Consider the following 26,362-nt stretch of genomic DNA (forward strand, 5'->3'; position numbering starts at 1 on the left):
AAGAACCCTTTAAATTCTTTCTTCCATTTTAGTTTGTCTTGTTCAGAGAGTAAATTGTTGTCCATAATTAAACCAAAAAGAGATATCTTTTTAGAACTAAAATCTTCAGGAATAGTTTTGATCTTACAATTATTAATGTGTAAAAGGAGCAAAGCTTCCATCTCAGAAAGTTGTTTTGGCAAGCTTGTAAATTTATTATGGCCGGCATGTATTACCCAAACTTTTTTTAGCTGTTTAAAATCTTCGGGCAATTCTCTAATATTATTATGTTCAAAATACAAATTCCGTAATTGCTTTAGTTGAGAAGTAGTTTTAGGAAACACATCTAAATTATTATAATTTAACCATAAAGAGCGCAATTTTGTAAGTTGAGACAAATACGTATATGTTTGTGCGTCTGTAACATTATTTCCTGTAAGATTAAGATCGGATAAGGTTTCTATAAACTGAATAGAAGCTGGTAATTTATGTAAGTCATTGTATTGAAGGTTTAAAAATACAATGGGTAAATTTTGAATGGTTGTAAAGGTTTCATCTAAATTTAGCTTTGGATTTTTGTTTAACGAAAGTTGCTTTAAATATTTAAACCGTTTTATAGCAGATGGAATATGTTCTAAGTCTATATCGTTTAATAATAGTACCTGAAGTTTTTCAGGATTAGGGATTTCATTCAAAAGACTGTTTAAAGTATCTGTATTTTTTGAAGCGCCAGATAAGTTGAGCATTCTTAGGTCGGGCAATTGACTTAGATGTTTTTTGGCGGTGTTGAAATTAGAATTCGTTAAATTAAAACGATAAATTTTTGTTTTAGTATTAGTTTGACTTGCGGCGCCTTCGGTCGTTTTATAAAAGGTTTTATAAGTGTTGCAATTGCTTACAACAACACTGATAAAAAGATATATAGTAAGTTTTTTAATCATCTGTCCATGTATTAAAAGCACTTGCAGAAGCTTCAATGATTAACGTATCTTTTTTGTCTACTTGCCAAGGGAATCTAGGATTTAAACCAAAATTATCATGCAATTTGTTTTGTACAAAAGCCCCTAGTTTTTGACTGTTAAGACCTAGTTTTAAAGACGATTGAAAGTGATTACTTTGATAACTACCAATAGCGTATAAATTAGTATAAAATAAATCTTTATACGGATTTAGAGTATACCAAACATTTTTTCTTCCATCATCTGAATTTATAGGGTTTAAAGGAGTTTTAGAATAATCAGCTTTTGCCGTAAACAACTCCAAGCCAACACCGATTTGATAAGCACTTTGCCTAGATCGAATTTTGCTAAAACCAAATTCTATGCCTCCAGTTTGCCCGTAATCTGTGCCCTGACCATTAAATAAAGGGTAAAGCCTAAAATCATTAGTAAACACAATTTTAAAAGAATGATTATTGTCACTAAAACGCATTATAACTTTACCACGACGCAAATTGAAGATTTTAAGATCATCTGGTAAAAATTCTTTTTGAAACCCAAACCCAATACCATTAAAACTACCAGAAGGACTATTGCTAAAAAGAAGTGTTTGATTATTAGCAAATAGAGATGCGGCTAATAGATTAGAGTTGTCTCCTGTACCTCCTAACACAAAAACATCATAACCATAAAATAATCCTTTTTTTTGTTTTGTATGACGCTGAAATAATTGTCCCGAAAATAAAGAAAACCCAGCTTCTAAGGACGCATCTCCGTAATTTAGTGTGCCTATTCCAAAAACACTGAGTTTAACCGTTTTGTTTTGATTACCAAGAGTGATTTCTGTTTTTAATAAAAGGCCTCCATTAGAGTTTAAAGATTGGGTATGAGCAAACATTGAGGTAAATACTAAAAGGATAATAGCTTTGTATTTTACTTTAAAAATAGGATGACTAAAAGTATTTAAATAGCTCATTAGTAAATAGATAATATCTATTTTGTGGTTTCTCTAAGTTTAATTAAAAAAGGAACCGTCTTTATTACTTTTTTTAAAGTGGTTTTATTCTCTAATCGATCAATCAATAATTTTACAGCAGTACTACCAATAGTTTCTCCGTGTTGTGCTACAGTAGATAATTTTGGCGAAGAAAACGCTAAAATGTCATCAGAAGAAAAGCCGATAATAGAAATATCTTTAGAGATTGCTAAATCTCTGTTTTTAGCAACATTAATGGCCGTGACACCAGAGATGTTATCTATTGAAATTATACCATCTAAGTCTGTATTTTCTTCAAAAATTGAAATTATAGATTGTTCTAAATCAGCATTTTTATCAATTACAACAACATTAGGAGACTTAGAATAACTGCTATAATCTTCAATCGCTTTTTTATAACCTTCAACTCTATGTTTACCAACACTTAATTGACCGATTTGATTAATGAGTACAATATTTTTTCGTCCTTCATTTAAAAGTGTTTTTGTAGCATCATAGGTTGCTTCAAAATCATCAATAATAACTTTATCGCAATTAATATCTTCAATAATTCTATCGAACATTACAATAGGAATTTTATCATCTAAAACCTTTTTAAAATGATTACTAATGTTTTTAACTTGAGTTTCTTCGGCAACAGCCAAAATAAAACCATCTACAGTACCATCAGCTAATAGTTGAAGGATGTCGACTTCTTTTTCGTAAGATTCGTTAGAGATACAGGTAATAATATTATAACCAAGTTTTGAAGATGCTTCCTCAATGCCATGCAACACTTTAGCAAAAAAATGGTTAAGAATATCAGGTATAATAACACCAATAGTCATGGTCTTATTACGTTTTAAACTCACGGCGGCTTTATTGGGTTTATAATTACGTAAAACAGCGAGTTCTTTAATACGGGCAATTGTTATATCACTAATTTCTGGGTTATCATTAAGAGCTTTAGATACAGTAGATATAGAGACATTAAGTTCTCTGGCAAGTTCTTTAATTGTAACCATATAGTAATATGCTTATGACGATAGTTCTCTATTAGAATTATATTTTATAATCAAGTTTTTTAACATTTCTAAAGTCATTTGAGTTAAATCGTACTGATGTTCCCAATTCCAATCTGCTCTAGCAGCACTGTCATCTATAGATGCAGGCCAACTATCTGCAATAGCTTGTCTAAAATCTGGATTATAATTTATTTTAAAGTTAGGGAATTCTTTTGTAATAGAAGCCGCAATTTCTGAAGGAGTAAAACTAATTGCCGATAAGTTGTAAGACGAACGAATCTTTATATTATTAGAAGGAGCTTCCATAAGCTTTAAAGTTGCATTAATGGCATCATCCATAAACATCATTGGTAATTCAGTATCTTCAGATAAAAAACTTGTGTATTCTCCATCAGTAATAGCCTTATGGTATATCTCTACAGCATAATCTGTAGTGCCGCCTCCAGGTAAAGTTTTGTAACTGATAATACCAGGATAACGTACACTGCGTACATCTACACCATATCTTTTAAAATAATATTCACACCAACGTTCACCTACTTGTTTGGTGATACCATATACTGTTGTTGGTTCGCAAATGGTATGTTGAGGCGTGTTGTGTCTAGGTGTAGTTGGTCCAAAAACAGCAATACTACTTGGCCAAAATACTTTTTTTAATAATCCATCTTTGGCTAAGTTTAGAACATGAAATAGTGAGTTCATGTTTAAATCCCAAGCTTTCTCAGGGTGTTTTTCCCCTGTTGCACTTAGCATAGCGGCCATTAAATAAACAGTATCAATATTATTGGCTATTATAGAGGCTTTAATAGCATCATAATCCATGGCATTAATAATTTCAAAAGGCCCAGAATTTACCATTTTGGTATTACGGTCATTTATATCTGAGGCAATTACTGAGTCTGTTCCGTACTTTTCTCTTAGAGCTGTTGTAAGCTCAGAACCTATTTGACCTCCGGCGCCAATAATTAAAATTTTTGAAGACATGATTCTGTTAAATTTAAGTAAGTATCAAAAATATGAAGAATACAGTGATGTTTTTTAAATTATATTAAAAAAGCAATCCTTTTTAGTAAGAATTTAGCATTTTATTCATTTTATTTCTATTAATAGAAGTGATTTTAAGAATCAATTAAAATAAATTATCAATAGTATAGTTTAATTATATTTACACTTAAATTAAGAAGCATAAAAAATGAAGATTAAACCTCTATTATTTTTAACACTATTCACTTTATTTTTTAGTTGCGGAAATAACAATTCTGAAAAAGATTCTGAAGTTAAAGAAGTTGTTAATGATTTAGCATCAAAAATCACTCAAAAAAAAATTGAAGATTTAAGGTATACGGATTATGTTTTAAGTGATGATGCTAAAGATGTAGTCGCTAATTGGATTAAGTATCAAGAGTTAGTAACCCAGATAGGATTTTTAAAAAAGGTAGATTTTTCTTTTTTTAAAGATGAACAAGCAACTTTAGCTGGGTTTACTGAGGAATTGAAAACAACTATTCCAGAAACTTTAAACACAAATCGTATAAAAGCGAGAATTACTGTTTTAGAAACTCAGCTTTTACTATTAAATAATAATTTAACAATAGATAACTTACCAATAGAAGATAAACTAAGAAGTATAAAATCACTTCTAGAATCGATATCGCATCTCAACTACCTAATTAATAAAAAACTAGAATTCGATAAAGCAAATATTGAACGCCCTGAATAGTTGGTTCACCTTAGTGTTTTCTAAGTAACTTAAAATTTTGTTAAGATGTAACAATTTTAGAGTTGTCGAGTCTAACTTATAATTACCTTTAATTCGAAATTAATATAAATATTATGAAAACTAATCTTAATCGCGTTCTAGCGATTTCAGGACTGGCTTTTTTTACCATTTTAGCATGTAAAGAAGAGGCCAAAGAAGAATTAGCCCAAGCAGAAAAAATACCAGGAATTGTTTTGGAGAATATGGATACAAGCGTAAATCCAAAAGACGATTTTTATAATTTTGTAAATGGCACATGGGCAAAAACCAATACAATTCCAGAAGACAGAACCCGTTGGGGTGGTTTTGGAGTTTTAAGAAAATCGACAGATAAAGATGTGTTAGATATTTTAAATACGTCTAAAGAATTAGGGACTTACTCGGAAGGATCAGATCAGCAAAAAGCACTATTAATTTTTGAATCTGAATTAGATACCATTGCCAGAGATGAAGCAGGAATTGAGCCTTTAAAATCTCTATTGTCTGATATCGATGGTATTAATAACATTAATGACATGCAAACAGTTTTGGCCACTAGTTTAGGTGTTTCTGCTCCGTTTATGGGCTTTGGTGCTTCACCAGACCTTAATGATAGTAGCATGAATATTGCATGGGTATTTACTGCAGGACTAGGTTTGCCAGACAGAGATTATTATTTAGAAGAAGATGAAAAATCTGTTGAGATTAGAGGGAAATATGTAGATCATATTTCTAGAATGCTTCAATACATTGGTTACGACGAAGCTAAAGGACGTAAAGCTGGTGAAACGATTTTGGCTTTAGAAACAAAATTAGCAAAACCAAGATATGACAAAGTACAACGTCGTGATGCTCGTAATTTTAATAATGTCGGTACTATTGGAGATTTAGAAAAATTGACACCTGTAATTAATTGGAAGAAATACATTGCTGACATTGGTGTTACAAAAGGTGCTGATAAAATTAATGTCTTTAATCCAAAATATATGGAGGCATTAAATACATTTTTAAAGGAGACACCTATTGAAGATATTAAAACGTTGATGGATTGGAGTACATTAAGAGGAACTTCTGGATTTTTAACAACAGAAATCGAAAAAACAAATTGGGAGTTTTACAGTCAATATTTAAGCGGGGCTCAAAAGCAGAGAGATGCTAAAGAGCGTGCTTTAGCAACTGTAAACGGTAGTGTTGGAGAAGCCATAGGACAATTATATGTGCAAGCAAAATTTCCACCTGAAGCTAAAGAAAAGGCTGAAAAAATGATTGCTAATGTAATTAAAGCATTTCAGAACAGAATTAATAATCTAGATTGGATGAGTGATAGTACTAAAATAAAAGCTATTGATAAGCTAGATAAGTTTACAGTTAAAATTGCTTACCCAGATGAGTGGATTGATTATTCTGAACTACAAATAAAAGAAGGTAATAGCTATGCCGAAAATATGATGGCAGTAGGTGTTTGGGGTAGAAATAGAAATTTAGCAGACTTAGGCGAACCTGTTGATCGTTCACGCTGGGGTATGTCTCCACAGACTGTTAATGCATATTTTAACCCTAGGAATAACGAAATTGTATTCCCAGCAGCTATTTTGCAACCACCATTCTATAACTATACAGCAGACGAAGCTGTAAATTATGGAGGTATAGGAGCGGTAATTGGCCATGAAATTTCTCATGCGTTTGATGATTCTGGAGCGCGTTATGATGGAGACGGTAACTTGAAAAATTGGTGGTCACCTCAAGATCTTGAAGAATTTACTAAAAGAGGGAATGCTTTAGCAGATCAATACAGTGCCATAGAGGTATTAGAAGGAGTAAATATTAATGGTAAGTTTACCTTAGGAGAAAATATTGGCGACCTTGGAGGCGTATTAGGTGCTTACGATGGATTACAATTGTTTTTTGAAGAGAATGGCAGACCAGAAGATATTGATGGATTTACTGCTGAGCAACGTTTCTTTATGTCTTGGGCTACTGTATGGAGAACATTGATTAGAGATGAAGCGTTGAGAACGCAGATTAAAACAGATCCACATTCTCCAGGAATACAAAGAGCAATTCAACCGTTGAAAAATATTGATGCATTTTATAAAGCATTTGATATTAAAGAAGGAGATAAAATGTATTTAAATCCAGAGAAGCGTGTAAGAATCTGGTAAGTATTAAAGTTTGTATAAAACAAAAATGCAGCTCTATGAGCTGCATTTTTGTTTTTGAAAATAAAATTATTAATTTTTAGGAGCTACTTTTTTAGCTTCTAAAGCTTCTCTTGTAATTTTAGCCATATTAAAATTAGGGTCAATAGCAAGAGCATCATTGGTTAATTTTAATGCGGCATCTAAATTTGCCGTTTGGTTTTCTTTAAAAAGAGCAATAGCTTTAATATAATAGAATGCCGCCTTTAAAGAAGTTTCATAAGGTTGTTGTTTTTCATAAAACGCTCGTTTTTGGTCATCCTTAGCATTTGCAATACCATACTCAATTTTAGATTTAGCACTGGCGATGTCGTCTGTTTGTAACATTAAATCAGCCATTTCGTATGCTAATAAAGGATTTGGGTTTCTAGTATATAATACGTTATAATGTTCTAGAGCACGTTTAGGGTCATTTAAATTCTTGAGAGCTATGGCTTTCACTTCTACATTAATGTCAGAATCTGTTGCATTTTTTTCTACACCTACAGTGTTTAACGCTTGTATAAATTTACCTTCAGTAATATATAAATATGCTAAAGTATCTTTACGTGCTTGTGTGGGTGCAATAACATTAAGATGCGTCATAGCATTGATAACGCCTTGTACATCTCCTTGAGCTTTCATTTGTTTGTAAAACGCTTCATAATGCGCTTTTAAATCTGCATTTCCTTGTGCAAACACACCAGCAGATAACATCATAATAAGGGCAATCGTAATCTTCTTCATTTCTTAAAAATTTAATGGGCTAAAACTATAAAAATTAATGATATATACACTTAAAAATTTACTAATTTCTATAAGGCCGTTTCAAAGCTATAATTCAAAAGTTGTACCAACTTAGAGGAATCTATTAATTTTCCTTCATTTTTTAAACTGGTATTAAAATGAGGAAGCGGAAGATGGTTCGCTTTACAATACTGAGTATAATAAGATTTTTTAGAAGGATGAAATGGATTAGAGGCATTAAAAACGGCGTTCCATATGTTCCCTTTAATTAACTCTGAAATGATTTTTATACAATCATCTTTATGAATAAGATTAATTGGAGCATCCCCGTTTTTTAAATCCATTTTGCCAGATAGCATTTGTCCAGGATGTCTTTTAGCATCTAATAAACCTGAAAATCTTAGAATAGTTGTTTCAAAATTAGGATTATTTTGAAGCATTTGCTCTATAGTTATTAATTGTTTGCCATTATTTGATACGGCATTAGGCAAGTTTTCTTCCGTAATATTAGGCATAGAAACTTCATTTTTATACACAGAGGTAGAACTAATATATAATACGTATTTTATATGTTGTGCTTCAATATGTGTAATCAAGTGTCTAATTTCGTTGACATGGTTTTTATTTGGATTTTTTCTTAGACCAGGAGGAATATTAATAATAACAATTTTGCTATTTAATAAAAATCGATCAACATCTCCTTCTATTTTTGTCTCACTTAGCCGAATAACATAAGGATCGATATTAGAAGATTTTAAATGATCTAATTTTAAATGAGATGTCGTAGATCCTTTAATATCAAAACCTTCTTCTATTAAATATTTAGCTAAAGGTAAACCTAACCAGCCACAACCTATAATGCTAATTTTAGTCTTCAAGATAACGCTATTTTAAAACGCAAAAATAAGCGCTTTTTTGTGTTTTTTGCTTAAGTTGTTAATTTTCAGTAATTTTAAATTCATTTAAATTACTAGTTATGGGAATTAAAAGTTTTCAAGGATCGCGCAAACATCAAACTACTGAGATTAATTCGTCTCTTAAAGTTAAAGATTATATGACTACAAGTTTAGTTACTTTTAAACCCGAGCAGTCTGTACAAGATGTTGTTGAAGCTATTATTAAATTTAAAATCTCTGGTGGACCAGTTGTTAATGATAAATGTGAATTGGTTGGAATGATATCAGAGGGAGATTGCCTAAAACAGCTGAGTGAAAGCAGGTATTACAATATGCCTTTAGATCAGGACAATGTTGAAAAACGAATGGCAAAAGATGTAGAAACCATAGATGGAAATATGGATGTATTTGATGCCGCTAATAAATTTTTAAAATCTAAACGACGCCGTTTTCCTATAGTAGAAAACGGAAAACTGGTAGGGCAAATTAGCCAAAAAGACATACTAAAAGCGGCATTACAACTTAAATGTGAAAACTGGAATAGTAAAACTAATGGTTAATCATTGCGTTTTACTAAAGCATAATAGTCGCCATCTAAGGGTAAATAACCTTGGTCATAAATAAAATAGTATATAGTACCTGCTTTAGTTGTATAAATGCTAGTAAAATAGTTAAAATCAAAACCTTTTTCTATAAGTTTTGCTCTCGACGTTTTTGTTTTTTTATCTGGGTTAAGTGTTTCTAATATTCTATAATTTTTCCGCAATCTATTATTGGTATTTCTGATAAGGTTTTTAGAATCTTTATTAATACGATTATTGAAAGTATTTCTACAGCCATCACTGCAAAACTTTTTATCAATTCTACCTATAATTTTATTACCACATTCAGGACATTGTTTTTGCATAATCTTCTTTTTTTAGTTCGTACCATTTTGCATCAATACCGTCAATTTTAAAATCATTGATAAATTTTAATCCTATTCTCCGAAGAATCTTGTTCGAAGCAATATTGGTTGTTTCTGCAATTCCAAAGAGTATATCTTTTTTCATGGTATTAAAAAAATAATCTAGAGCTACTATTGACGATTCTGTAGCATACCCTTTTCCCCAATATCTAGGGATAAACCGATAACCAATATCATAGAAATTAGTTCTGTTGTTATAGGTTAAATCTGAGTTTAAACGCAAACCAGACCAACCAACAAACTCTCCTGATGATTTTTCTATTGTAGCCCAACGTGCAATACCACGTTCTTTGTGTTGTCTTATGTTAGATCTTATATTTTTCTCGGCTTCTTTTAGAGTTGTAATAGGATTATTACCTAGGTATTTATGAACGATGGGATTTGAGTCTAGCTCAAACATGCCATTGACATCGCTATGAGTTAAGTGTCTTAAAATTAGACGCTTGGTTTCTATTTTGAAAGCTGACATTTTCAAATATAAGCATAAATGTATCCATTTACAAACGACTACAAATATTTACAAACGAATTTAAATAGGTAACTACCGACTAAAATTTGCTAAGTACTACATCTTTGCACTATCGAAACATAAGAACTCGATTAGTATTAACTGTTTAACATTAAAAATTTAAAATTATGACAACGCTAAGAAACAAAGTACAGTTGATTGGAAACCTAGGAAACGACCCTGAAATTGTAAACCTAGAGACAGGAAAAACACTTGCAAAATTTTCAATCGCAACTAACGAAAGTTACAAGAATACAAAAGGTGAAAAAATCACAGATACTCAATGGCATAATATTGTAGCTTGGGGAAAAACAGCCGAGATTGTAGAAAAGTATATAACTAAAGGAAAAGAAGTTGCTATTACAGGAAAATTAACAAACCGAGCATGGGAAGATAAAGAAGGAAACAAACGTTACATTACTGAAATTGTTTGTAGCGAACTATTAATGTTGGGAAAATAAAACGATTATTTTATTTTGATATAAAAAAGGGCATCAAAATTTTGATGCCCTTTTTTATGTTTTTATACCTTTTATAGATATTAACGCTTTATAATCTTATCCGTAAATGAAGCGCCAGAATCTAAGCTCTCAACAGTAATAAAATATAAAGAAGCTTTTAAACTGTTTAGATTAGGTAATGTTATTTCACCATTACTAGCACTCATATCTTGGTTAATAATAACACGTCCATTTAAATCTGTGATAGATATATTAAAATTGTCATTCCTTAAGTTACTAGGTAAATTAATAGTTAATCTTTCAGTAAATGGGTTAGGGCTAATTGCAATATCTTCTATAACTATTTCAGAGCTACTTAGTGTAAAATTGCATAAGGTCCAACCCATATCTTCCATAAAACCAAGAGTTACAGTGCCTGGATCATGAATAGCTTCTCCATTAGAGACAAAAGGAGTCATCAATGAATTTAAATTACCTGGTGGATATATATCTTCATCCCAATGGCTATAACTTGAACCTGACCTGAAAGGGTCTGGGGCATATATTGAAGGCAGTATCCCGTTATTCTGAAATGTAGTTATTGGTCCGTTAGAAAATAAATCATTACTAGTAAATTCTCTAAGTAAATCTGCAGATGGATCTCCGAAATCTAAAATAGATGTGCCAGATCCGTTTTCTATAAATTCATCCCAAACACTAGGGAATCCCCCTGGGTTTATAAATCCTAGAGTAGGTGTTTGCGGATCGCCCATTGCATCTGTATCATTAACATTACCGAGGCCTAAGATACCTAATCCATGACCTAACTCATGTAGTACTACCGTAACAAAGTCTATTTGATTTGAGGGAGTATTTTCATCAGTGCCAAAATAAAAATTAGCAGTACTACTAAATGTAGCAATAATATCATTTGAAGGATTTTCATCATCATTAGGATCGTTAGGATCATTGGTGTCAGTTGTTTCAATTCCTAAAATCTGCTCTGCTAGAGCTCTTGCAAAAAAAGTGGCTGTTACACCTCCATCAAAAGTTAAGCCTACAAGTCCATTTGGTCCTGCTCCACCTAGAACACCTGGATCTAATGGTCCAAAATTGGCATCTACTCTAATAGGGACAGGAGAATCTAATTGATTTGACCATATATCTGCTGCAAATTGAAACGCAGCTTTAGCGGCAGGATTAGCATCAAAACCAGCATCAAAATCTATAATGAAATTTGAGCATGGAGTTAATCTATTCTCCATTCGATTTTTTACAAATTCAGATCTAGCAATACTAATTTTATTACTTTCTTTTGTTGGGTAATACTTGCATACATCCCAATCAATATTTTTTTGTTCTATATCTATTTGCGAGAAGGAAGATGAGGTAATAATTAATATTAGAATACAAATAAAGAATTTAATGGTTTTTTTCATAATCCAATTTTTACTCATAACAATGAGTCACAAAAATATAAAAACACAGGCTAAGTTTTGTGTAATATTGTAAAAAAGAACTTAAAAGGTTGTATAATAATAAAAAAAGGATGTAATTAATATTACATCCTTAAATCACTAAAAAATGTTTTGTAAAGTTTACTCCACAATAAGTGTATACTTAGGAGTTGGGTTTAAAGGGCAAAAGTAAATATACTCTCCTTTTGCTAATGTCGTTACATTTGTTTTTCCTTTAGTATTATTTTCAACTTGCTTTGTTACATAAGCAGTTTTAATGTGTGCATCAGGGTTAGATTTAGGTGCTAATACAAAACCAACATTATGACCAACATTATTATTAGAAATTTCAAAAATGTAAGAACCTTCTTTTAATGTTATAGATTGTTGTGTAAATACACCTTCAGTTTGTTCTAAAGACACAATACTAGTTTTAGTGTCTTTCATCATCTTATCTTTTTTCATAGCATCTTGTGCGTTTCCTGTTCCTGAAAATGCTAAAGCGATAACTAAAACTGTAATAATTTTTTTCATGATATTCATATGTTATAATTTATTTTTTGCACATTATTGTGACTTGGTTATTGATTAAATCAATTTGTGAGTGCAAAGATGCGATACTATCAGCTTTTTTATAATGATTGTTTTTCCCTTTTAATTGTCAATTTTGCCCGATTAATTATTTTTTAATTGATAAGAAAATTGACATTTACAAGAAGCGCATTAAAGATAATTATTTTTTGTGTTTATGTCTGATAATAATAAAATTAGATTTATTAGAGTTTAATCTGTGATGCAAGAAGTAAATGAATAGGCTATTAAAGCATATTATTAACAATCATTAATTTGCCAATTTTTCCCTCATTATACTTTTTAGTTGCTTTTTGAAGTTTGAAGGAGAAAATGAAGTCTGCTTTTTAAATAAACGACTTAAATGAGAGGCATCATCAAAACCAACCTCATAAGCAATTTCTTTTGCGGTCTTATCTGTATAGATTAATAGTCGTTTTGCTTCTAGTATAATGCGTTCGTGAATAATTTGAAGCGGGCTTGTATTTAATTTTGAAAATGTATTAGATAATGTTTTAGGTGACTTAAAGAGTTTATCTGCATAAAAAGAAACACTATGTTCTTTTTTAAAATGTGTTTCTACTAAAAAATTAAATTCGCGTAATAAATCTATTTTAGAGCTTTTAGCAGTTTCGACAAGCCCAGCTTTAGCCTTTAATAATCGTGTGCTCTTAATAATAAAACGTGCCATTAACATTCTAAGCATTTCTGCTTGAATGGTATCTTTTGTTTCTAACTCATCAAGAAATACTTCGTGTAAAATTTTAAATTTACGCCGTTCAGATGTGTTTAAAGGGATAATAGGAATATTAGAATTTCCGAAAAATAAAATTCCCGCGCAACTTACTTCGTGGTCATGATCTTTAATGCAATAGAACTCCCTGTTAAATTGATAAATAATAACATCTTTCCCTTCTATATATTGTATATATTGAAGAGGAGTTAAAGCCAGAATATTATTTGGTTTAATAGTTAAAGGAATACTATCTACAATAATTTTAATAGGGTGAGAATTTGCCCATATAAAAGTATATAAATCGGTTTGTTTAGCAATTTTATACTTTAATAACAGTTGCTCATTTTCGATATTAAAAATAGCATTTGTTGTAAATTCTTTAAAATTATGTCTCATAATAAATAAGTCTATAATTTTGAGTGTAAATTACAAGTTATATAAGAATAAGATTATATAGAATATTATAGCTTTACGATATTGACTTTATCGTTTTAAATAACTAAAATTTTCTGGAAAATATTAGCATGCTCTTTATTTGCCAATATTAATGTGTGTTTTAGTTCTACTTAAACTAATCTCCAGTATTAGGGTTTATTGTCTTGATTTCAGATATTAAATCATTATCATTTACAACACCTTCAATATAAAGGTTGACAGTATTGGCCTTTGTGTCTAAAATTTTAAAACTAACAATACCATTAGGATCTGTTTTTAAATTAGGATACCACCCAATAGTGCCATATGCTTTAAAGAATTTAGTGTCATAAAACTGATATGTTGGGGTATAAAATGTTTTTGGGCTATTAAAGGTTAAAGGAAAATCAAATACAGAAGTTGTTTTTTCAGCTCCGTCATTCCTGTAATAAAAACTAGTGCCAGTATATATTTTAATAAAACCTGCAAATCCTCTAAATCCATATCTGCTACTGCTAAGGCGGCTAGATTCTATAAATTCTATGGTTTCAACAGGGATATCTCTTAAAATGTTTGGGTCTGTTATTAGAGCGTCGTCTAAAAACAGTACTGGTACAGAAGGCCCACGTTGAACTCTAGGATTAATGATTGTAAATTGGGCATTTACAAAATCATATTGCGCAAAAAACCCTAATTCATTTATAATCTGTGCTAAGGTTGTACCTCTTATTTTTTCTGAATCTGTAATCTCCCTAACAGATTCTCCATTAGCTTTACGAGTTAAAGCTTCTAAACGCTCTTGTTTTCTGTTTACTGCAACTACGACTTCATCTAATTTTTCGATTCTCTTGTCCCAAGAATCTTCTGCTGTTGGTGTTTTAATATCTTCAGAAAATTCAGCGCCTGAAGAATTTAAATAATCATAAGATGATTGAAACGTAGGAAAAACCGAAGGATAGAATTGTGGATAAACCCCAGGTTTACCTTGCTTACTATTCGCTTTTATTTGCCCAACTCTAAATTTTTCACCTTCTGTAGGAATAACTCTTTTTTGTGTAAATACATTTTCATTGCCTTTAAGCTCAAAGACTTGAGTAGAATTGTTCTTTAGAGGATATACTAAATAAGTACCTTGTGTTTTTTTGTTATTAACTGTAGTAACGACATCGATGCCACGTTCAAACGGGAAGTTAAAATTATCTTCAAAATTAAAAATAGTAGTCCAATCATAACTACTCCAGCCTTGTGTAATTAATAATAGATCTAATTCATATTGTGTTTTACGATTGGTATTTTTAAAATAATAGCCGGCATTTTCAATGGCACCTCTAACATAAGGTTGTAAGTATAATTGAGAACTAATATTATGTTGATGGGTATAACTATTGGTTTCAGATGGTAATACTGAGACACTTATATTTTGGAATGTTTCAGGAGTAGTATTGTTAAGTTTTAACGTTACTAATAATGAGTCATTTTCTTTAGTCGTAGAGACATAATCTAATTTAAGGTTTTCTTCAGTACTAGTAGGACTAAAAAATAAGCGTTCTAAAATCGGCTGATTATTTTCATCAAAAACGGTAAATATATTAATGCCATTAAAGAGTTCCGTTTTTGGAAGAATCATTCTTTCTTCTGTAGTATTAAATTTTAAAGGAATCAGTTTTAATTCATCTCCATTATGCAGTGCTACATTAAAACTTTTATTTTTAATATTATTTAAAGAATTTTCATTGGTTTTGAAGGATAGCACTAAATTTTCTCTAATATTAGTAAGCGCCATTACAAAGCCAGAAGACTTAATATCTTTAATTTCTTTTTTAGTATCTATTTGGTTATGCGTTATTACTGTATAATAGCGTTTACCAGATTCTGGTGTAAAAAGCACTTTAGCAATACCAAAATTATTTAAAGTGAACTCGGTTATAACAGTATCATTTTCATCTATTATTTTGCCTTTAGCTTTAGGTAGGCCATAACCAGATTTGTTTTTCACAATAATTCCAGCAGAATTTAAAGTGCCATAAAGTAGATGTCCGCCTTCACCTAAAAGTTGAACATCCATAGTGTTATCCTTTGAGATTTTAATTTCATTTTCATTGTCAGCATCTAACACGCTAAAAGTTTGTTGAAAATGATTTTGTTCTTTAAAATTAAACATCCAATTGGTATAGGCTTTAAAAGTGTATGTGCCATCAGTAAAAGCTTCATCTATATTAAAGACGTTAGAAACAATGCCATCTTTAACAAAAACCATTTGTTTTTTAATTATTTTACCGTCTTTATCTGAAATAGTACAGTAAAGATTAGTAGTCATTTCTGAGCGTTCTTTAGTGAACTTATCAAATACATAAGCGGTAAAACCTAACATTTCTCCTTCTATATAAATAGATTTATTGAGATGTGCATAAACCACCTCTCTTGGCGCGGCGGCATATTCTTCTAAATGATCGACTATTGTAGATTCTTCTTGAGCAAATAAAGAAATATTGAAAAATAATGATACAATAACAAAACAAAAAAATGTCTTAGACAAAGGTTTTAGAAAACGGTACATAACGGATAGTTTTATATTTAGTAAGAAAAATAGCAAAAATTATACCATAAGTGCTAAACTTTAACGTTGTTTTATGGTTATATAGTGTTCAATTTATAAAATGAAGAATCAACTAATTCTTAAGCCATTAGAAACGCCTGGTTCACTTGGGCTTACAAATACCAAATTGCCAGTTTCATCTTCGGTCATTAAAATCATCCCTTGGCTTTCGACACCACGTAATGCTCTTGGTGCTAAATTGACCAATACCGTAACCCGTTTACCAACAATCTCTTCAGCCGTAAAACTTTCTGCAATACCAGACACAATGGTTCGTACATCAATCCCTGTATCAACTTTAAGCTTCATTAGCTTTTTAGTTTTTGGCATTTTTTCAGCTTCTAAAATAGTACCCACACGCATATCTAGTTTTGTAAAGTCATCAAACGTTATGGTTTCTTTTTGAGGTTCAACAACTTTATTTGCTGCCTCATTTGCTTTTTTACTAGCTTCTAATTTATCTAACTGTTCTTGAATTTGACTGTCTTCGATTTTAGAGAATAACAATTCTGCTTTACCTATTTGATGTCTTGAAGGTAATAGCACCTCTTGTGTTGAAATGTTGCTCCAAGTGGATTCTGAATCAAGTTTAGAATGACAAAGTATTTCTTTTAGTTTAATAGATGTAAAAGGTAAAAATGGTTCACTCAATACTGCCAAAGCAGATGCTATTTGTAATGCCACATACATTATGGTTTGTGTACGTGCTTCATCAACTTTAATCACTTTCCAAGGTTCTGCATCAGCTAAGTATTTATTTCCTAATCGTGCTAAATTCATTAGCTCTTGACTTGCTTCTCTAAAACGATAACGCTCAATAGAACTTGAAATAACAGACGGATAAGCTCTAAGTGTGGTTAAAGTTTCTTCATCTACGGCATTTAATTCATTAGCTTCTGGAACTACGCCATCATAATATTTATTGGTTAGCACTACTACACGATTGATGAAGTTTCCAAATATGGCAACCAATTCATTATTGTTACGCGCTTGGAAATCTTTCCAAGTAAAATCGTTATCCTTAGTTTCTGGTGCATTAGCGGTTAATGCATAACGTAACACATCTTGTTGATTTGGAAATTCCTCTAAGTATTCGTGTAACCAAACGGCCCAATTTTTTGACGTCGATAATTTGTTTCCTTCTAAATTTAAAAACTCATTAGCAGGTACGTTTTCTGGTAATATATAAGAACCTTCTGCTTTTAACATCGCTGGAAAAATAATACAGTGAAATACAATATTGTCTTTCCCTATAAAATGAACCAAAGTTGTGTCTTTATTTTTCCAATAATCTTCCCAGTTTTTATCGTTTTCTGCAGCCCATTCTTTGGTTGCAGAAATGTAGCCTATAGGTGCATCAAACCAAACGTAAAGCACTTTACCTTCACCTCCTGCTACAGGTACAGGGATTCCCCAATCCAAATCGCGAGTTACTGCTCGTGGTCGTAAGCCATCGTCAATCCAAGATTTTACTTGTCCATATACATTGGGTTTCCAATCCTTTTTATGACCTTTTAAAATCCATTCTTTTAAAAAATCTTCGTGTTTATCTAAAGGTAAAAACCAATGTTTTGTTTCTTTTAAACTTGGTGTTGCTCCAGTAATTGCCGATTTAGGGCTTATTAAATCTGTAGCATTATGGCTTGTTCCACAATTTTCACATTGGTCGCCATAACTTTCTTCATTACCACATTTTGGGCAAGTACCTACAACAAAACGGTCGGCTAAAAATTGTTTCGCTTCTGCATCATACAATTGCTCTGTAACTTCTTCAGTAAACTCACCTTTATCATATAACGTTTTAAAGAATTTAGATGCGGTATCGTGGTGAATTTTAGCCGAAGTACGCGAATAATTATCGAATGAAATACCAAAATCCTGAAACGACTGCTTTATAATTGCGTGATACTTATCGACGATATCTTGAGGTGATACGCCTTCATTTTTTGCTTTAATGGTTATAGGCACACCATGCTCATCACTTCCGCATATAAAAGCAACATCATTATCAGTTAATCTTAAATAACGTGCGTAAATATCTGAAGGCACATATACGCCTGCTAAATGACCAATGTGTATGGGGCCATTGGTATAAGGTAATGCTGCTGTTATTGTGTATCTTTTAGACATATCACAAAAATTTTGTAAGGTGTAAAAGTACACATTAAAAAAAGTATATAAAAAACGAAAAAGACTCTTTTTAACGCAACCTTTTTCTAGTTTTAACATCTTTATTTTAAACGACTTTATATGAAGAAAAATCTATGTCTTTTTTTGTTGTTAATATTAAATTATGAAGTTGTTTTAAGTCAAGATAATAAGGAAAATCCCATTATATACCTTGATGTTTTATTAGGTGGAGGTGGAAACCAAGAAGTTTCAGGTATTAATTTTGGTACAAGTATAAATTATCAATCTAACACAAATCTTTTTACATATAGAATGCAATATGTTTCTGAAAAAAAGGAAGATCCTAATTTTCTAGAAGCCATTTTAGTTATTCCTTACTTTCTTGGTGGTGATTCTTTAAATGAATATGCATTATTGTATGGTAAAAGATTTATTTTTAATGGTCATGCATTAAGTGTTTCAGCAGGTTTGTCTACTAATCTTATTAAATATAGTAAAACTGATAATGATGATATAGTTTTAAAAAGAGATAATTATTTAGCAATACCATTTGAAATTAACTTTCATTTTTTTAAAACTATAAAAAGAAGATATAGAATGTTTTACAGATTAATTTCTATAGGAAAATCTACAGGTTTTGGTCGTAGTATTGGGGTTAAACTTTATGGTAGTTTTGGTAAATTCAATTATGTTGGTTTAGGTTTGAATTTTGGTTTGGGTTGGCATAAAGTATATTAACTACTTTATTGAGGTTTAAAATAATACTTTCTATATTTACAAAAAGCCATTTATATGATTTTGCAACATCGTATTTTAATTATTATTTTAAGTTTTGTATTAGTTAATTCTATTTATGGTCAAAATAAAACAGACAATTCTAAGAGAATGACTTCCGAATTAATTCAACCACCATATTTAAAAGCTGGCGATACTGTAGCCATTGTAGCACCTTCTGGAATTTTAAAAAACAGGATTGAAGAAATTAATCGCTCTAAAGATTTACTTAAAAGTTGGGGATTAAATGTTGTGGTTGGAAAACACGTTTTTAAACAGGCTAACCATTTTGCAGGAACAGATGAAGAGCGCTGTGAAGATTTTCAAAACGCTTTAGATGATCCAAAAATAAGTGCTATTTGGTGCGCGCGTGGTGGATACGGAACCGTTAGAATTTTAGATAAACTCGATTATACTAATTTTAAAAAGCATCCTAAGTGGGTTGTTGGTTATTCTGATATTACAGCACTTCACAATCAGATTCATAATGAAGGTTATCAATCATTACACGCTATGATGGGCGTGAGTTTAACCAAAGATTTAACTGAGATAAAAGAAACCCTAGAAACCTTTAAAGCGGCTTTATTTGGAAATCCCACAAACTACACCTTAGAAGGTTCGACTTATAATAAGGCAGGAAAAGTATCGGCACCTATAGTTGGTGGTAATTTGACGATGTTGCACACTATGTTGGGTTCTGAAACCAGTATTGATACTTCGGATAAAATTTTATTTATTGAAGAAATTGGCGAATACAAATACCATATCGACCGGATGTTACAGAGTTTAAAACGCGCAGGGTATTTTAAAAACTGTAAAGGCGTTATTGTAGGTGATATGACGAAGCTTAGAAAAAATACAACGCTTTGGGGTACGTCTATTGAACAATTGATTTTAGATGTTTTAACGGATTATGATTTTCCTGTTGCCTTTAACATGCCCGCAGGACATGAAAAAGATAATCGCGCTTTGATTTTAGGGAAAACTGTTGAGTTAATAGTTGACAAAGATAAGTCTACGATAATTTTTGAAGAATAACAATAGTTATAATTAGAAAGCATCGATTATTGCTTTCTCAGGAATAAAATGGCACAACACAATGAATTAGGCAAAAAAGGTGAACAATTGGCTGTAGATTTTCTTTTGAAGAAAGATTACGAGATTATTGAGCGCAACTATAGGTTTGAAAAAGCCGAAGTAGATATTATTGCTCAAAAAGATAGTATTCTTGCCATAATTGAAGTAAAAACTCGGTCTACTGTAGATTTTGGAAATCCTCAAGATTTTGTAAAGCCTAAGCAAATTAAAAACTTGGTTAAAGCTGTTGACGAATATGTTACTGTAAATGATTTAGACGTAGAAGTACGTTTTGATATTATTGCTATTGTAAAAGAAAAATCAAAATATACAATTGAGCATTTAGAAGATGCTTTTTATTATTTTTAATCATAAGTAAGAAAAAACTTCTTTTTAAATGCGTTTTATCGAAAAAATTATATTTATATCGATTTAATTTATAGTTTCACCTCAAATTAACCCCAAATTATAAAATTATGAAACTAAGATTGCAAACATTGAGTTTGTTATTTATGGCTTTGTTTTTAAGCTGTGAACAAGATGAACTTAACCAGGAATCCATTGAGCAAAATTATTTTTTAGTTTCAGAATATAATGTTGATAAAAATGCCCAGTCTAGAGAATCACTAGATGACCCTTGTATAGTAGTTGACCTTATTGCTGGTCAAAATACAGTTGTAGGAACTGTAACTATAGATAGAACAGAGACCGATTTAGTTTTAACATACACTACAATAGAAGGTTGGGAAATTAATTTAACCCACATGAGTATTGGTGATTGTAATGAACAATGGGCTCCGGAAACAGGTTCAGGAAATCCTAAGGTAGGTAAATTTGAACATACAGAGCCTCATAGCACAAATATTAATGAAGTGGTATATCGTATTAGTTTAGATGTATTACCAGATTATACGGATCTATATTGTTTTGCAGCTCATGCAGAGGTTATAGGATCAAACGGAGGTGAAACTGCTTGGGCAGGAAGTCTCTTAGGTGAAAATGAAGACGAACAAACAGAAGGTTATACAGTTAGAGATTTTGATGGAAGAAATTGGGCAATGTATATTGAGGCCGAACAATCTGCTTGTGATATTGATGATGGCGGATCTAACGATAGATAAAGACAAGAAATTATTATAAAAGAGCGATATTATATCGCTCTTTTTTATTTATAGAAATTCATTTCATCTAAGTAACCCCAAACATGTTCAGGTAACATAGGCCTTATGTTCCGTCCGGCTTTAATTTCATTTCTTATAAATGTAGACGATAATTGCATTATAGGAGCATCTACTTTAATTATTTTTGGATGACTACTAAAACGAGATTCTACTTTGCCTTTAGAAATTCTAGGATATACATAGATATTATGATTCTCTAGTATGAGTTCATAATTTTTCCATTTATGAAAACTTTTTAAATTGTCTTCACCCATGATTAAGGCAAATTGGTGCTCAGAGAATTTTTCAATTAAATAAGTTAATGTATTTATAGTATAATTAGGCTCTGGTAGATTAAATTCAATGTCACTAGGTCTTAAATTAGGGTATTCTTTTGTAGCTCTATATACCATTTCTAAACGTTGATGATTGTCTAGAAGGCTACTTTTTTTCTTAAAAGGACTTAATGGGGTAACAACAAACCAAACTTGATCCATGTCGCTATGCTCAGCTAAATGATTAGCAATAGTTAAATGCCCAACATGGATTGGGTTAAACGTTCCGAAATATAAACCAATTTTCATTTTGCAATAAATTCTGAAACTAAATGATAAGCTTCTTCTAATGCTTTATCTAAATCCTCATTAACTACAATAACATCAAACAATGGTGCTGTTGCCAACTCAGCTGGTGCTTTAGCAACACGCATGCTAATTTTTTCTTCGGTTTCTTCACCTCTATCTTTAAGACGCCTTACCAACTCATTAAGATCTGGAGGCTTTACAAAAAGTGCTAAAGTTTCTTCAGGGAATTTTCTTTTAATTCGTAATCCGCCAGAAACATCAATATCAAAAATAACATGTTTTCCTTTAGCCCAAATCCGTTCAATTTCAGTTTTTAAAGTGCCATAAAAATTATCTCTATAAACTTCTTCCCATTCTAAAAACGCATCGGTTTTAATTTTGTTTTTAAACTCTTCAAGCGATAGGTAATAATAATCTTTACCATGTTGTTCATTACTACGAGCTTCTCTAGATGTAGCAGAAATAGAAAACTCTAAGTTCAATTCTTTTTGGTTTAATAAATGACGAACTATAGTGGTTTTTCCTGAACCAGATGGTGCAGAAAATACAATGAGTTTACCTTTTTTTATATTGTTACTTGACACAATAGTATTTTTTAAAGAACATTTAATAATTGCTCTTTTATTTTTTCGAGTTCATCTTTCATTTGTACTACTAATTTTTGCATTGGAGCATAATTAGATTTAGATCCTATGGTATTAATTTCTCGACCAATTTCTTGAGATATAAATCCTAGCTTCTTCCCATTAGAATCTTCAGAGTTTAAAGACGATGTAAAATAATCTAAGTGATTATCAAGCCTTACTTTTTCTTCAGTAATGTCAAATTTTTCTATGTAGTAAACAAGCTCTTGTTCAAATCGGTTTTCGTCAACTTTTTCTTTAATGTCTGCAATGCCTTTTTCTAAACGTGCTCTAACTCCATCAATACGTTCAGGATCCATAGTTATGACTTGATTGAGTAATGTTCTTAATGTTGAAATTCTTTGTTCAAAATCTTGTTTTAAAATAGCACCTTCGTCTTTACGGTAAGTTTTAATATGCGCTATAGCAGTATTAATTTCTTTTGCTATTAAAACCCATTCATCTTCATCAATTTCTTCACGTTCAGTAGTAACAGCATCTGGTAAACGTATGGCCATTTTCAGTAATTCTGTAGTATCTCCGTCTACAACATCTTTAAGTTGTTTAATATATTGATTAACCACTGTTTTATTAATTTTTGAGCTTATATCTTCTCCAGTAACTTCAACATATAAAGAAAAGTCAACTTTTCCTCTAACCAATTGTTTGGCAATTAATTTTCTAATGTTTAATTCTTTGGCCCGATACATCGATGGCATACGCGCATTAAGATCTAAACTTTTACTATTTAGAGATTTTAATTCTATAGATATTTTTTTTGTAGGAAGCTGAAATACAGATTTCCCATAACCTGTCATAGATTGTATCATTAAAAACCTTTTTATAAAGTTGCTCAAAGGTACAAAATAGAACGGTTTTAATTTTAACTTTACGACTTCATTTAATAGTACCCATATGTATAAAAAACAATTTGAAATTCGGTGGAGTGATGTAGATCCTAACGGTCATTTAGCAAATTCTGCATATACTAACTTTATGAGTCATACGCGGATGTCTTTTTTTTCTAAGTATGGCTTTTCTATTGCAAATATTAAGAAAGAGAACATAGGACCCGTTGTTTTTTATGAACACATGCATTATTTTAAAGAAGCATTTATTAATGAAGATGTTACAGTTACTTTAGAAGTATCTGGACTTAGTGAAGATGGTATGTTTTTTATGTTTGAGCATAATTTCTATGATGCTAAAGGGCAAAATTTAGCCTATTGCGAAATTCAAGGAGGTTGGATAGATCTAACAACAAGAAAACTTTGTGGCTTGCCTGAATCACTTCTAGAATTGGCAAATAAATTTCCTAAGTCTCAAAATTTTAAAACACTAACTAAAGAAGATACTCGTAAACATAGTGTAAGGCCAAAGCATCTCTAATTAAAAGGGTTTACTTAAAAGGTTTATGCTGTTTAAACGATTTAATTTTTACGTTTTTAATGAATGGTTTTATAAATGTGTTTAGAGTTTTTCTTCGATGCTTAAAATAACAAGTTAATGTTTCTGGTTCGGCGCCAAGCGTGCTTTTTATTTCTGAGGCCGTACGACCCAAATTAATATGTGTAGTTTTAGCATCTATACCCAAACGCACATAATCATTTAAAATACGAGGATAAATGGCGTATTCTTTATTGTTAGAATAATCAACACCAATAAAATGTGCATCTAAAAAGGTTTCATTTTTCATAGCCGAAAGGAACCCAACAAGCTTATCTTCTAAAAAATAACCTTTAATTATAAATGCTTCAGGATATACTTTTTTTAATAAAATATAAGTATTAAGATTAAGAACTTGAGCATTAAAATCGGCATTAGCAATAGTATTTTGATATAAAGTTTGAAGCTGATCTTTATAGGTTTCTATATCTTTTTCAGAAAATAATTGAGTAACTAAAGTTTCACTTTTTGAATCTGCTTTGTTTGCTTTTATACGGTATTTAGATTTTAATGCTTTTTTATAATCTTCAAAAGAGTGCCATTCTGGTTTTAAAGTAATAATCATGTTTGGCTCTACTTGCATCGTGGCATAATCAAAATCCGAGAGATGATCCGTGATATAACGAGATTCATCTTTAAAATCTTTAATAAATAACGCATTTAAACGTTTTGTGGATTTAGCAAGTTGTTTTACGCCTTCAGCAAGTGCAGTAAAGGTCTCTACTTTATCTTCTCCGTCTTTTAGAAACGTACCATATTCACCACTTAAAAACACATTGCCACAAAACAAAACACGGATTTGATTATTACGAAACATTCGATTAATATTTCGTTTTAACCAAGATGTCATTTTAATATTCTGAGTAATCGTTTCTACACCAAGCGTAACAATTTGTGTATTTGCAAAAGCAACAGCTTCATTATTTTTAAGAATAAAAATGTAATTAAATTCTATATCTGTGTTCGCAATCTCGTAAGCTTCTAAAAATTCTGGAGAATAATAAATATTAGTACAACATTTAAGACTATCCCAATACGCATTTGGAATTGTCTTTATGGTATTAAACGAAACAGTCTTAAAATGCACTATATTTTGGGTTTTGGCTTTAAGGAAACTAAATAGACTCCCGAAAATATTAGACACATGGCAACAACTTTTGTTACATCTATAGCGTCAATTCCCATAATAATAGCAAATAAACCTGCAATTACAGGTTGTATATAGATAAATACACCTACGGTTGAAGCCTTTAAGCGTCGTAATGCTACAGGGTTTAATAAGTATGTTCCAAATGTAGCACCAACAACAACAAAAATTAAAGCCCATGTTGCATAAGGTGTAAAGCTACGCCATTCCATGGTTTGTAAATCACTAAAACCAAAAGGTAATACCATAATAAAACCAAATAAAAATAGCCATTTAATAAATGTAAAAGGGTGATATTTTTCAGTAAGTTTTTTAATTAAAATAATATAGATACTATAAGAAATAGCGTTTATAAAAATTAAAATATTGCCTAGAACAACATTATCCCCAACTCTTGTCGACTTGCCATAGATAGTAAGTGTTAATGCACCACAAAGGGCTAAGACAACACCTACGACTTTCAATGTTGTTATTTTTTCTTTAAGAATAAAAGAGGACAGAATTAAAATAACAACTGGGGTAATGGTTACAATTGAAGATGCATGTATTGGAGTGGTTAATTCTAAACCTTTTAGAAATAAAATCATGTTAATCATTACTCCAAAGATGGCAGCAACAAAAAACTTTATATAATCTTTTTTATCAATTTTCTCTTTAGGTAATAATGGACTAATTAACCAGAACAACAACATTGCACCACCAACCCGCAATACAACTAAACCAAGCGGTTTCACAAAATTTTCATTAATAATAACTTTTGCAAAAGTATAATTAAGTCCATATAAAAGTTGAACTAAAAATAAGGCTACTATGGCAAAAACCCTACTATTCATGTATGGCTAGTTTTGCAGCTTCAACAGTTTTCTTAGCGTTACCAATAAAAATTTCATTTTCAAATAAAATTACTGGACGTTTTAAAAATGTATAATGCTCTAAAATATAGTTTTTAAAATCTGCTTCAGTAAGTGCTATATCTTTAAGATTAAGTTCTTTATACAGACGCGCACGTTTACTAAATAAAGCTTCAAAACTTCCTGATAATGCTCTCATTTCTTCAATTTGAGTATCGGTTATAGCTTCTGTTTTAATATCTTGAAGCGTAAAACCTGAAGGTAAGTCGAGTTCATTAATAATACGTTTACAAGTATCGCAAGTGCTTAAATAATATATTTTTTTCATGTGCTAAAGATTCGCGTAATTTGTAGTTACAAAAGTAGCTTTATTTAACTTGAAAAATAATCACATTTAGATAAAAAG

Annotated in this window: 28 protein-coding genes; 9 read left to right on the forward strand and 19 right to left on the reverse strand. The window is 31.0% G+C overall.

Going from position 1 to position 26,362, the window contains the following annotated elements; all coding sequences use genetic code 11:
• From K8Z87_RS12595 to K8Z87_RS12610, 4 genes are all read right to left on the reverse strand, one after another.
• On the reverse strand, positions 1-920 hold a 920-nt coding region (locus K8Z87_RS12595), incomplete at its 3' end, for a leucine-rich repeat domain-containing protein (RefSeq protein ID WP_227477931.1).
• Positions 913-1,893 (reverse strand): hypothetical protein, encoded by a 981-nt coding sequence (locus K8Z87_RS12600; protein WP_227477932.1) that lies wholly within the window; start codon positions 1,891-1,893, stop codon positions 913-915. The genes K8Z87_RS12595 and K8Z87_RS12600, both read right to left, overlap by 8 nt.
• A 17-nt stretch (positions 1,894-1,910) precedes the next feature.
• On the reverse strand, positions 1,911-2,918 hold the full coding sequence (locus K8Z87_RS12605; RefSeq protein WP_227477933.1) for a LacI family DNA-binding transcriptional regulator: 1,008 nt from the start codon (positions 2,916-2,918) through the stop codon (positions 1,911-1,913).
• 12 nt (positions 2,919-2,930) lie between these two features.
• A complete protein-coding gene (locus K8Z87_RS12610; protein WP_227477934.1) occupies positions 2,931-3,902 on the reverse strand; it encodes an NAD-dependent epimerase/dehydratase family protein in 972 nt (323 codons plus the stop codon).
• Positions 3,903-4,110: 208 nt separating this feature from the next.
• Between K8Z87_RS12610 and K8Z87_RS12615 the strand changes: the two genes are divergently transcribed.
• Together K8Z87_RS12615 and K8Z87_RS12620 are read left to right on the forward strand one after the other, a co-directional pair.
• On the forward strand, positions 4,111-4,638 hold the full coding sequence (locus K8Z87_RS12615; protein WP_227477935.1) for a hypothetical protein: 528 nt from the start codon (positions 4,111-4,113) through the stop codon (positions 4,636-4,638).
• A 113-nt stretch (positions 4,639-4,751) separates the two neighbouring features.
• Complete coding sequence (locus tag K8Z87_RS12620) at positions 4,752-6,818, forward strand: M13 family metallopeptidase (protein ID WP_227477936.1); 2,067 nt, start codon at positions 4,752-4,754, stop codon at positions 6,816-6,818.
• A gap of 69 nt (positions 6,819-6,887) precedes the next feature.
• Here the strand turns inward: K8Z87_RS12620 and K8Z87_RS12625 are convergent, their stop codons facing one another.
• Positions 6,888-7,580, reverse strand: coding sequence for a hypothetical protein (locus K8Z87_RS12625; RefSeq protein ID WP_227477937.1), 693 nt, complete (start codon positions 7,578-7,580; stop codon positions 6,888-6,890).
• Between the two features lie 68 nt (positions 7,581-7,648).
• The gene (locus K8Z87_RS12630) at positions 7,649-8,458 is read right to left on the reverse strand and encodes a Rossmann-fold NAD(P)-binding domain-containing protein (RefSeq protein ID WP_227477938.1); all 810 of its coding nucleotides are present in this window, start codon (positions 8,456-8,458) and stop codon (positions 7,649-7,651) included.
• 98 nt (positions 8,459-8,556) lie between these two features.
• Between K8Z87_RS12630 and K8Z87_RS12635 the strand changes: the two genes are divergently transcribed.
• On the forward strand, positions 8,557-9,036 hold the full coding sequence (locus K8Z87_RS12635) for a CBS domain-containing protein (protein ID WP_227477939.1): 480 nt from the start codon (positions 8,557-8,559) through the stop codon (positions 9,034-9,036).
• On the opposite strand, the gene K8Z87_RS12640 is transcribed toward K8Z87_RS12635, so the two are convergent.
• The gene (locus tag K8Z87_RS12640) at positions 9,033-9,383 is read right to left on the reverse strand and encodes a hypothetical protein (protein WP_227477940.1); all 351 of its coding nucleotides are present in this window, start codon (positions 9,381-9,383) and stop codon (positions 9,033-9,035) included. The two genes, K8Z87_RS12635 and K8Z87_RS12640, sit on opposite strands and share 4 nt — an antisense overlap.
• The gene (locus K8Z87_RS12645) at positions 9,364-9,912 is read right to left on the reverse strand and encodes a GNAT family N-acetyltransferase (protein WP_227477941.1); all 549 of its coding nucleotides are present in this window, start codon (positions 9,910-9,912) and stop codon (positions 9,364-9,366) included. Before K8Z87_RS12645 ends, K8Z87_RS12640 begins: the two co-directional genes overlap by 20 nt.
• 167 nt (positions 9,913-10,079) lie before the next feature.
• Between K8Z87_RS12645 and K8Z87_RS12650 the strand changes: the two genes are divergently transcribed.
• Positions 10,080-10,412, forward strand: a complete 333-nt coding sequence (locus K8Z87_RS12650; RefSeq protein ID WP_227477942.1) for a single-stranded DNA-binding protein — start codon at positions 10,080-10,082, stop codon at positions 10,410-10,412.
• Between the two features lie 80 nt (positions 10,413-10,492).
• Here K8Z87_RS12650 and K8Z87_RS12655 read toward each other — a convergent pair whose 3' ends face one another.
• The 5 genes from K8Z87_RS12655 to metG form a co-directional block, all read right to left on the reverse strand.
• Entirely contained in the window at positions 10,493-11,830 is a 1,338-nt protein-coding gene (locus K8Z87_RS12655; protein WP_227477943.1) for a T9SS type A sorting domain-containing protein, read from the reverse strand.
• A gap of 159 nt (positions 11,831-11,989) precedes the next feature.
• The gene (locus K8Z87_RS12660; RefSeq protein ID WP_227477944.1) at positions 11,990-12,382 is read right to left on the reverse strand and encodes a plastocyanin/azurin family copper-binding protein; all 393 of its coding nucleotides are present in this window, start codon (positions 12,380-12,382) and stop codon (positions 11,990-11,992) included.
• A gap of 307 nt (positions 12,383-12,689) precedes the next feature.
• Positions 12,690-13,550 (reverse strand): helix-turn-helix domain-containing protein, encoded by an 861-nt coding sequence (locus K8Z87_RS12665; RefSeq protein ID WP_227477945.1) that lies wholly within the window; start codon positions 13,548-13,550, stop codon positions 12,690-12,692.
• A 175-nt stretch (positions 13,551-13,725) separates the two neighbouring features.
• Positions 13,726-16,125, reverse strand: coding sequence for a hypothetical protein (locus K8Z87_RS12670; RefSeq protein ID WP_227477946.1), 2,400 nt, complete (start codon positions 16,123-16,125; stop codon positions 13,726-13,728).
• Positions 16,126-16,233: 108 nt separating this feature from the next.
• On the reverse strand, positions 16,234-18,294 hold the full coding sequence (gene metG, locus K8Z87_RS12675) for a methionine--tRNA ligase (protein WP_227477947.1): 2,061 nt from the start codon (positions 18,292-18,294) through the stop codon (positions 16,234-16,236).
• Between the two features lie 120 nt (positions 18,295-18,414).
• Here metG and K8Z87_RS12680 point away from each other — a divergent pair, with 120 nt between their 5' ends.
• From K8Z87_RS12680 to K8Z87_RS12695, 4 genes are all read left to right on the forward strand, one after another.
• Positions 18,415-19,032 carry a hypothetical protein gene (locus tag K8Z87_RS12680; protein ID WP_227477948.1) on the forward strand — a complete coding sequence of 206 codons (618 nt, stop codon included), beginning with the start codon at positions 18,415-18,417 and terminating at the stop codon, positions 19,030-19,032.
• A gap of 54 nt (positions 19,033-19,086) precedes the next feature.
• Positions 19,087-20,106: a S66 peptidase family protein gene (locus K8Z87_RS12685; RefSeq protein ID WP_407704203.1), complete on the forward strand. Its 1,020-nt coding sequence runs from the start codon at positions 19,087-19,089 to the stop codon at positions 20,104-20,106.
• A 48-nt stretch (positions 20,107-20,154) separates the two neighbouring features.
• Positions 20,155-20,514, forward strand: a complete 360-nt coding sequence (locus K8Z87_RS12690) for a YraN family protein (RefSeq protein ID WP_227477949.1) — start codon at positions 20,155-20,157, stop codon at positions 20,512-20,514.
• Between the two features lie 107 nt (positions 20,515-20,621).
• Positions 20,622-21,266, forward strand: a complete 645-nt coding sequence (locus tag K8Z87_RS12695; protein ID WP_227477950.1) for a hypothetical protein — start codon at positions 20,622-20,624, stop codon at positions 21,264-21,266.
• A 44-nt stretch (positions 21,267-21,310) separates the two neighbouring features.
• Here K8Z87_RS12695 and nadD read toward each other — a convergent pair whose 3' ends face one another.
• The 3 genes from nadD to K8Z87_RS12710 are packed head-to-tail and all read right to left on the reverse strand — an operon-like array spanning position 21,311 to position 23,342.
• Positions 21,311-21,889, reverse strand: coding sequence for a nicotinate (nicotinamide) nucleotide adenylyltransferase (gene nadD, locus K8Z87_RS12700; protein ID WP_227477951.1), 579 nt, complete (start codon positions 21,887-21,889; stop codon positions 21,311-21,313).
• Complete coding sequence (gene gmk, locus K8Z87_RS12705; RefSeq protein WP_227477968.1) at positions 21,886-22,458, reverse strand: guanylate kinase; 573 nt, start codon at positions 22,456-22,458, stop codon at positions 21,886-21,888. The genes nadD and gmk overlap by 4 nt, the downstream gene beginning before the upstream one ends.
• A gap of 26 nt (positions 22,459-22,484) precedes the next feature.
• Positions 22,485-23,342, reverse strand: a complete 858-nt coding sequence (locus tag K8Z87_RS12710) for a YicC/YloC family endoribonuclease (protein WP_227477952.1) — start codon at positions 23,340-23,342, stop codon at positions 22,485-22,487.
• An 85-nt stretch (positions 23,343-23,427) separates the two neighbouring features.
• Here K8Z87_RS12710 and K8Z87_RS12715 point away from each other — a divergent pair, with 85 nt between their 5' ends.
• Positions 23,428-23,901 carry an acyl-CoA thioesterase gene (locus K8Z87_RS12715; RefSeq protein ID WP_227477953.1) on the forward strand — a complete coding sequence of 158 codons (474 nt, stop codon included), beginning with the start codon at positions 23,428-23,430 and terminating at the stop codon, positions 23,899-23,901.
• Positions 23,902-23,911: 10 nt separating this feature from the next.
• Here the strand turns inward: K8Z87_RS12715 and K8Z87_RS12720 are convergent, their stop codons facing one another.
• The 3 genes from K8Z87_RS12720 to K8Z87_RS12730 are packed head-to-tail and all read right to left on the reverse strand — an operon-like array spanning position 23,912 to position 26,284.
• Positions 23,912-25,045: a hypothetical protein gene (locus tag K8Z87_RS12720; RefSeq protein WP_227477954.1), complete on the reverse strand. Its 1,134-nt coding sequence runs from the start codon at positions 25,043-25,045 to the stop codon at positions 23,912-23,914.
• Positions 25,045-25,938 (reverse strand): DMT family transporter, encoded by an 894-nt coding sequence (locus K8Z87_RS12725; RefSeq protein ID WP_227477955.1) that lies wholly within the window; start codon positions 25,936-25,938, stop codon positions 25,045-25,047. The genes K8Z87_RS12720 and K8Z87_RS12725 overlap by 1 nt, the downstream gene beginning before the upstream one ends.
• Positions 25,931-26,284, reverse strand: a complete 354-nt coding sequence (locus tag K8Z87_RS12730) for an arsenate reductase family protein (RefSeq protein WP_227477956.1) — start codon at positions 26,282-26,284, stop codon at positions 25,931-25,933. Before K8Z87_RS12730 ends, K8Z87_RS12725 begins: the two co-directional genes overlap by 8 nt.
• Between the last annotated feature and the right edge of the window lie 78 nt (positions 26,285-26,362).

Source organism: Winogradskyella immobilis, assembly GCF_021887715.1.
Lineage (GTDB): Bacteria > Bacteroidota > Bacteroidia > Flavobacteriales > Flavobacteriaceae > Winogradskyella > Winogradskyella immobilis.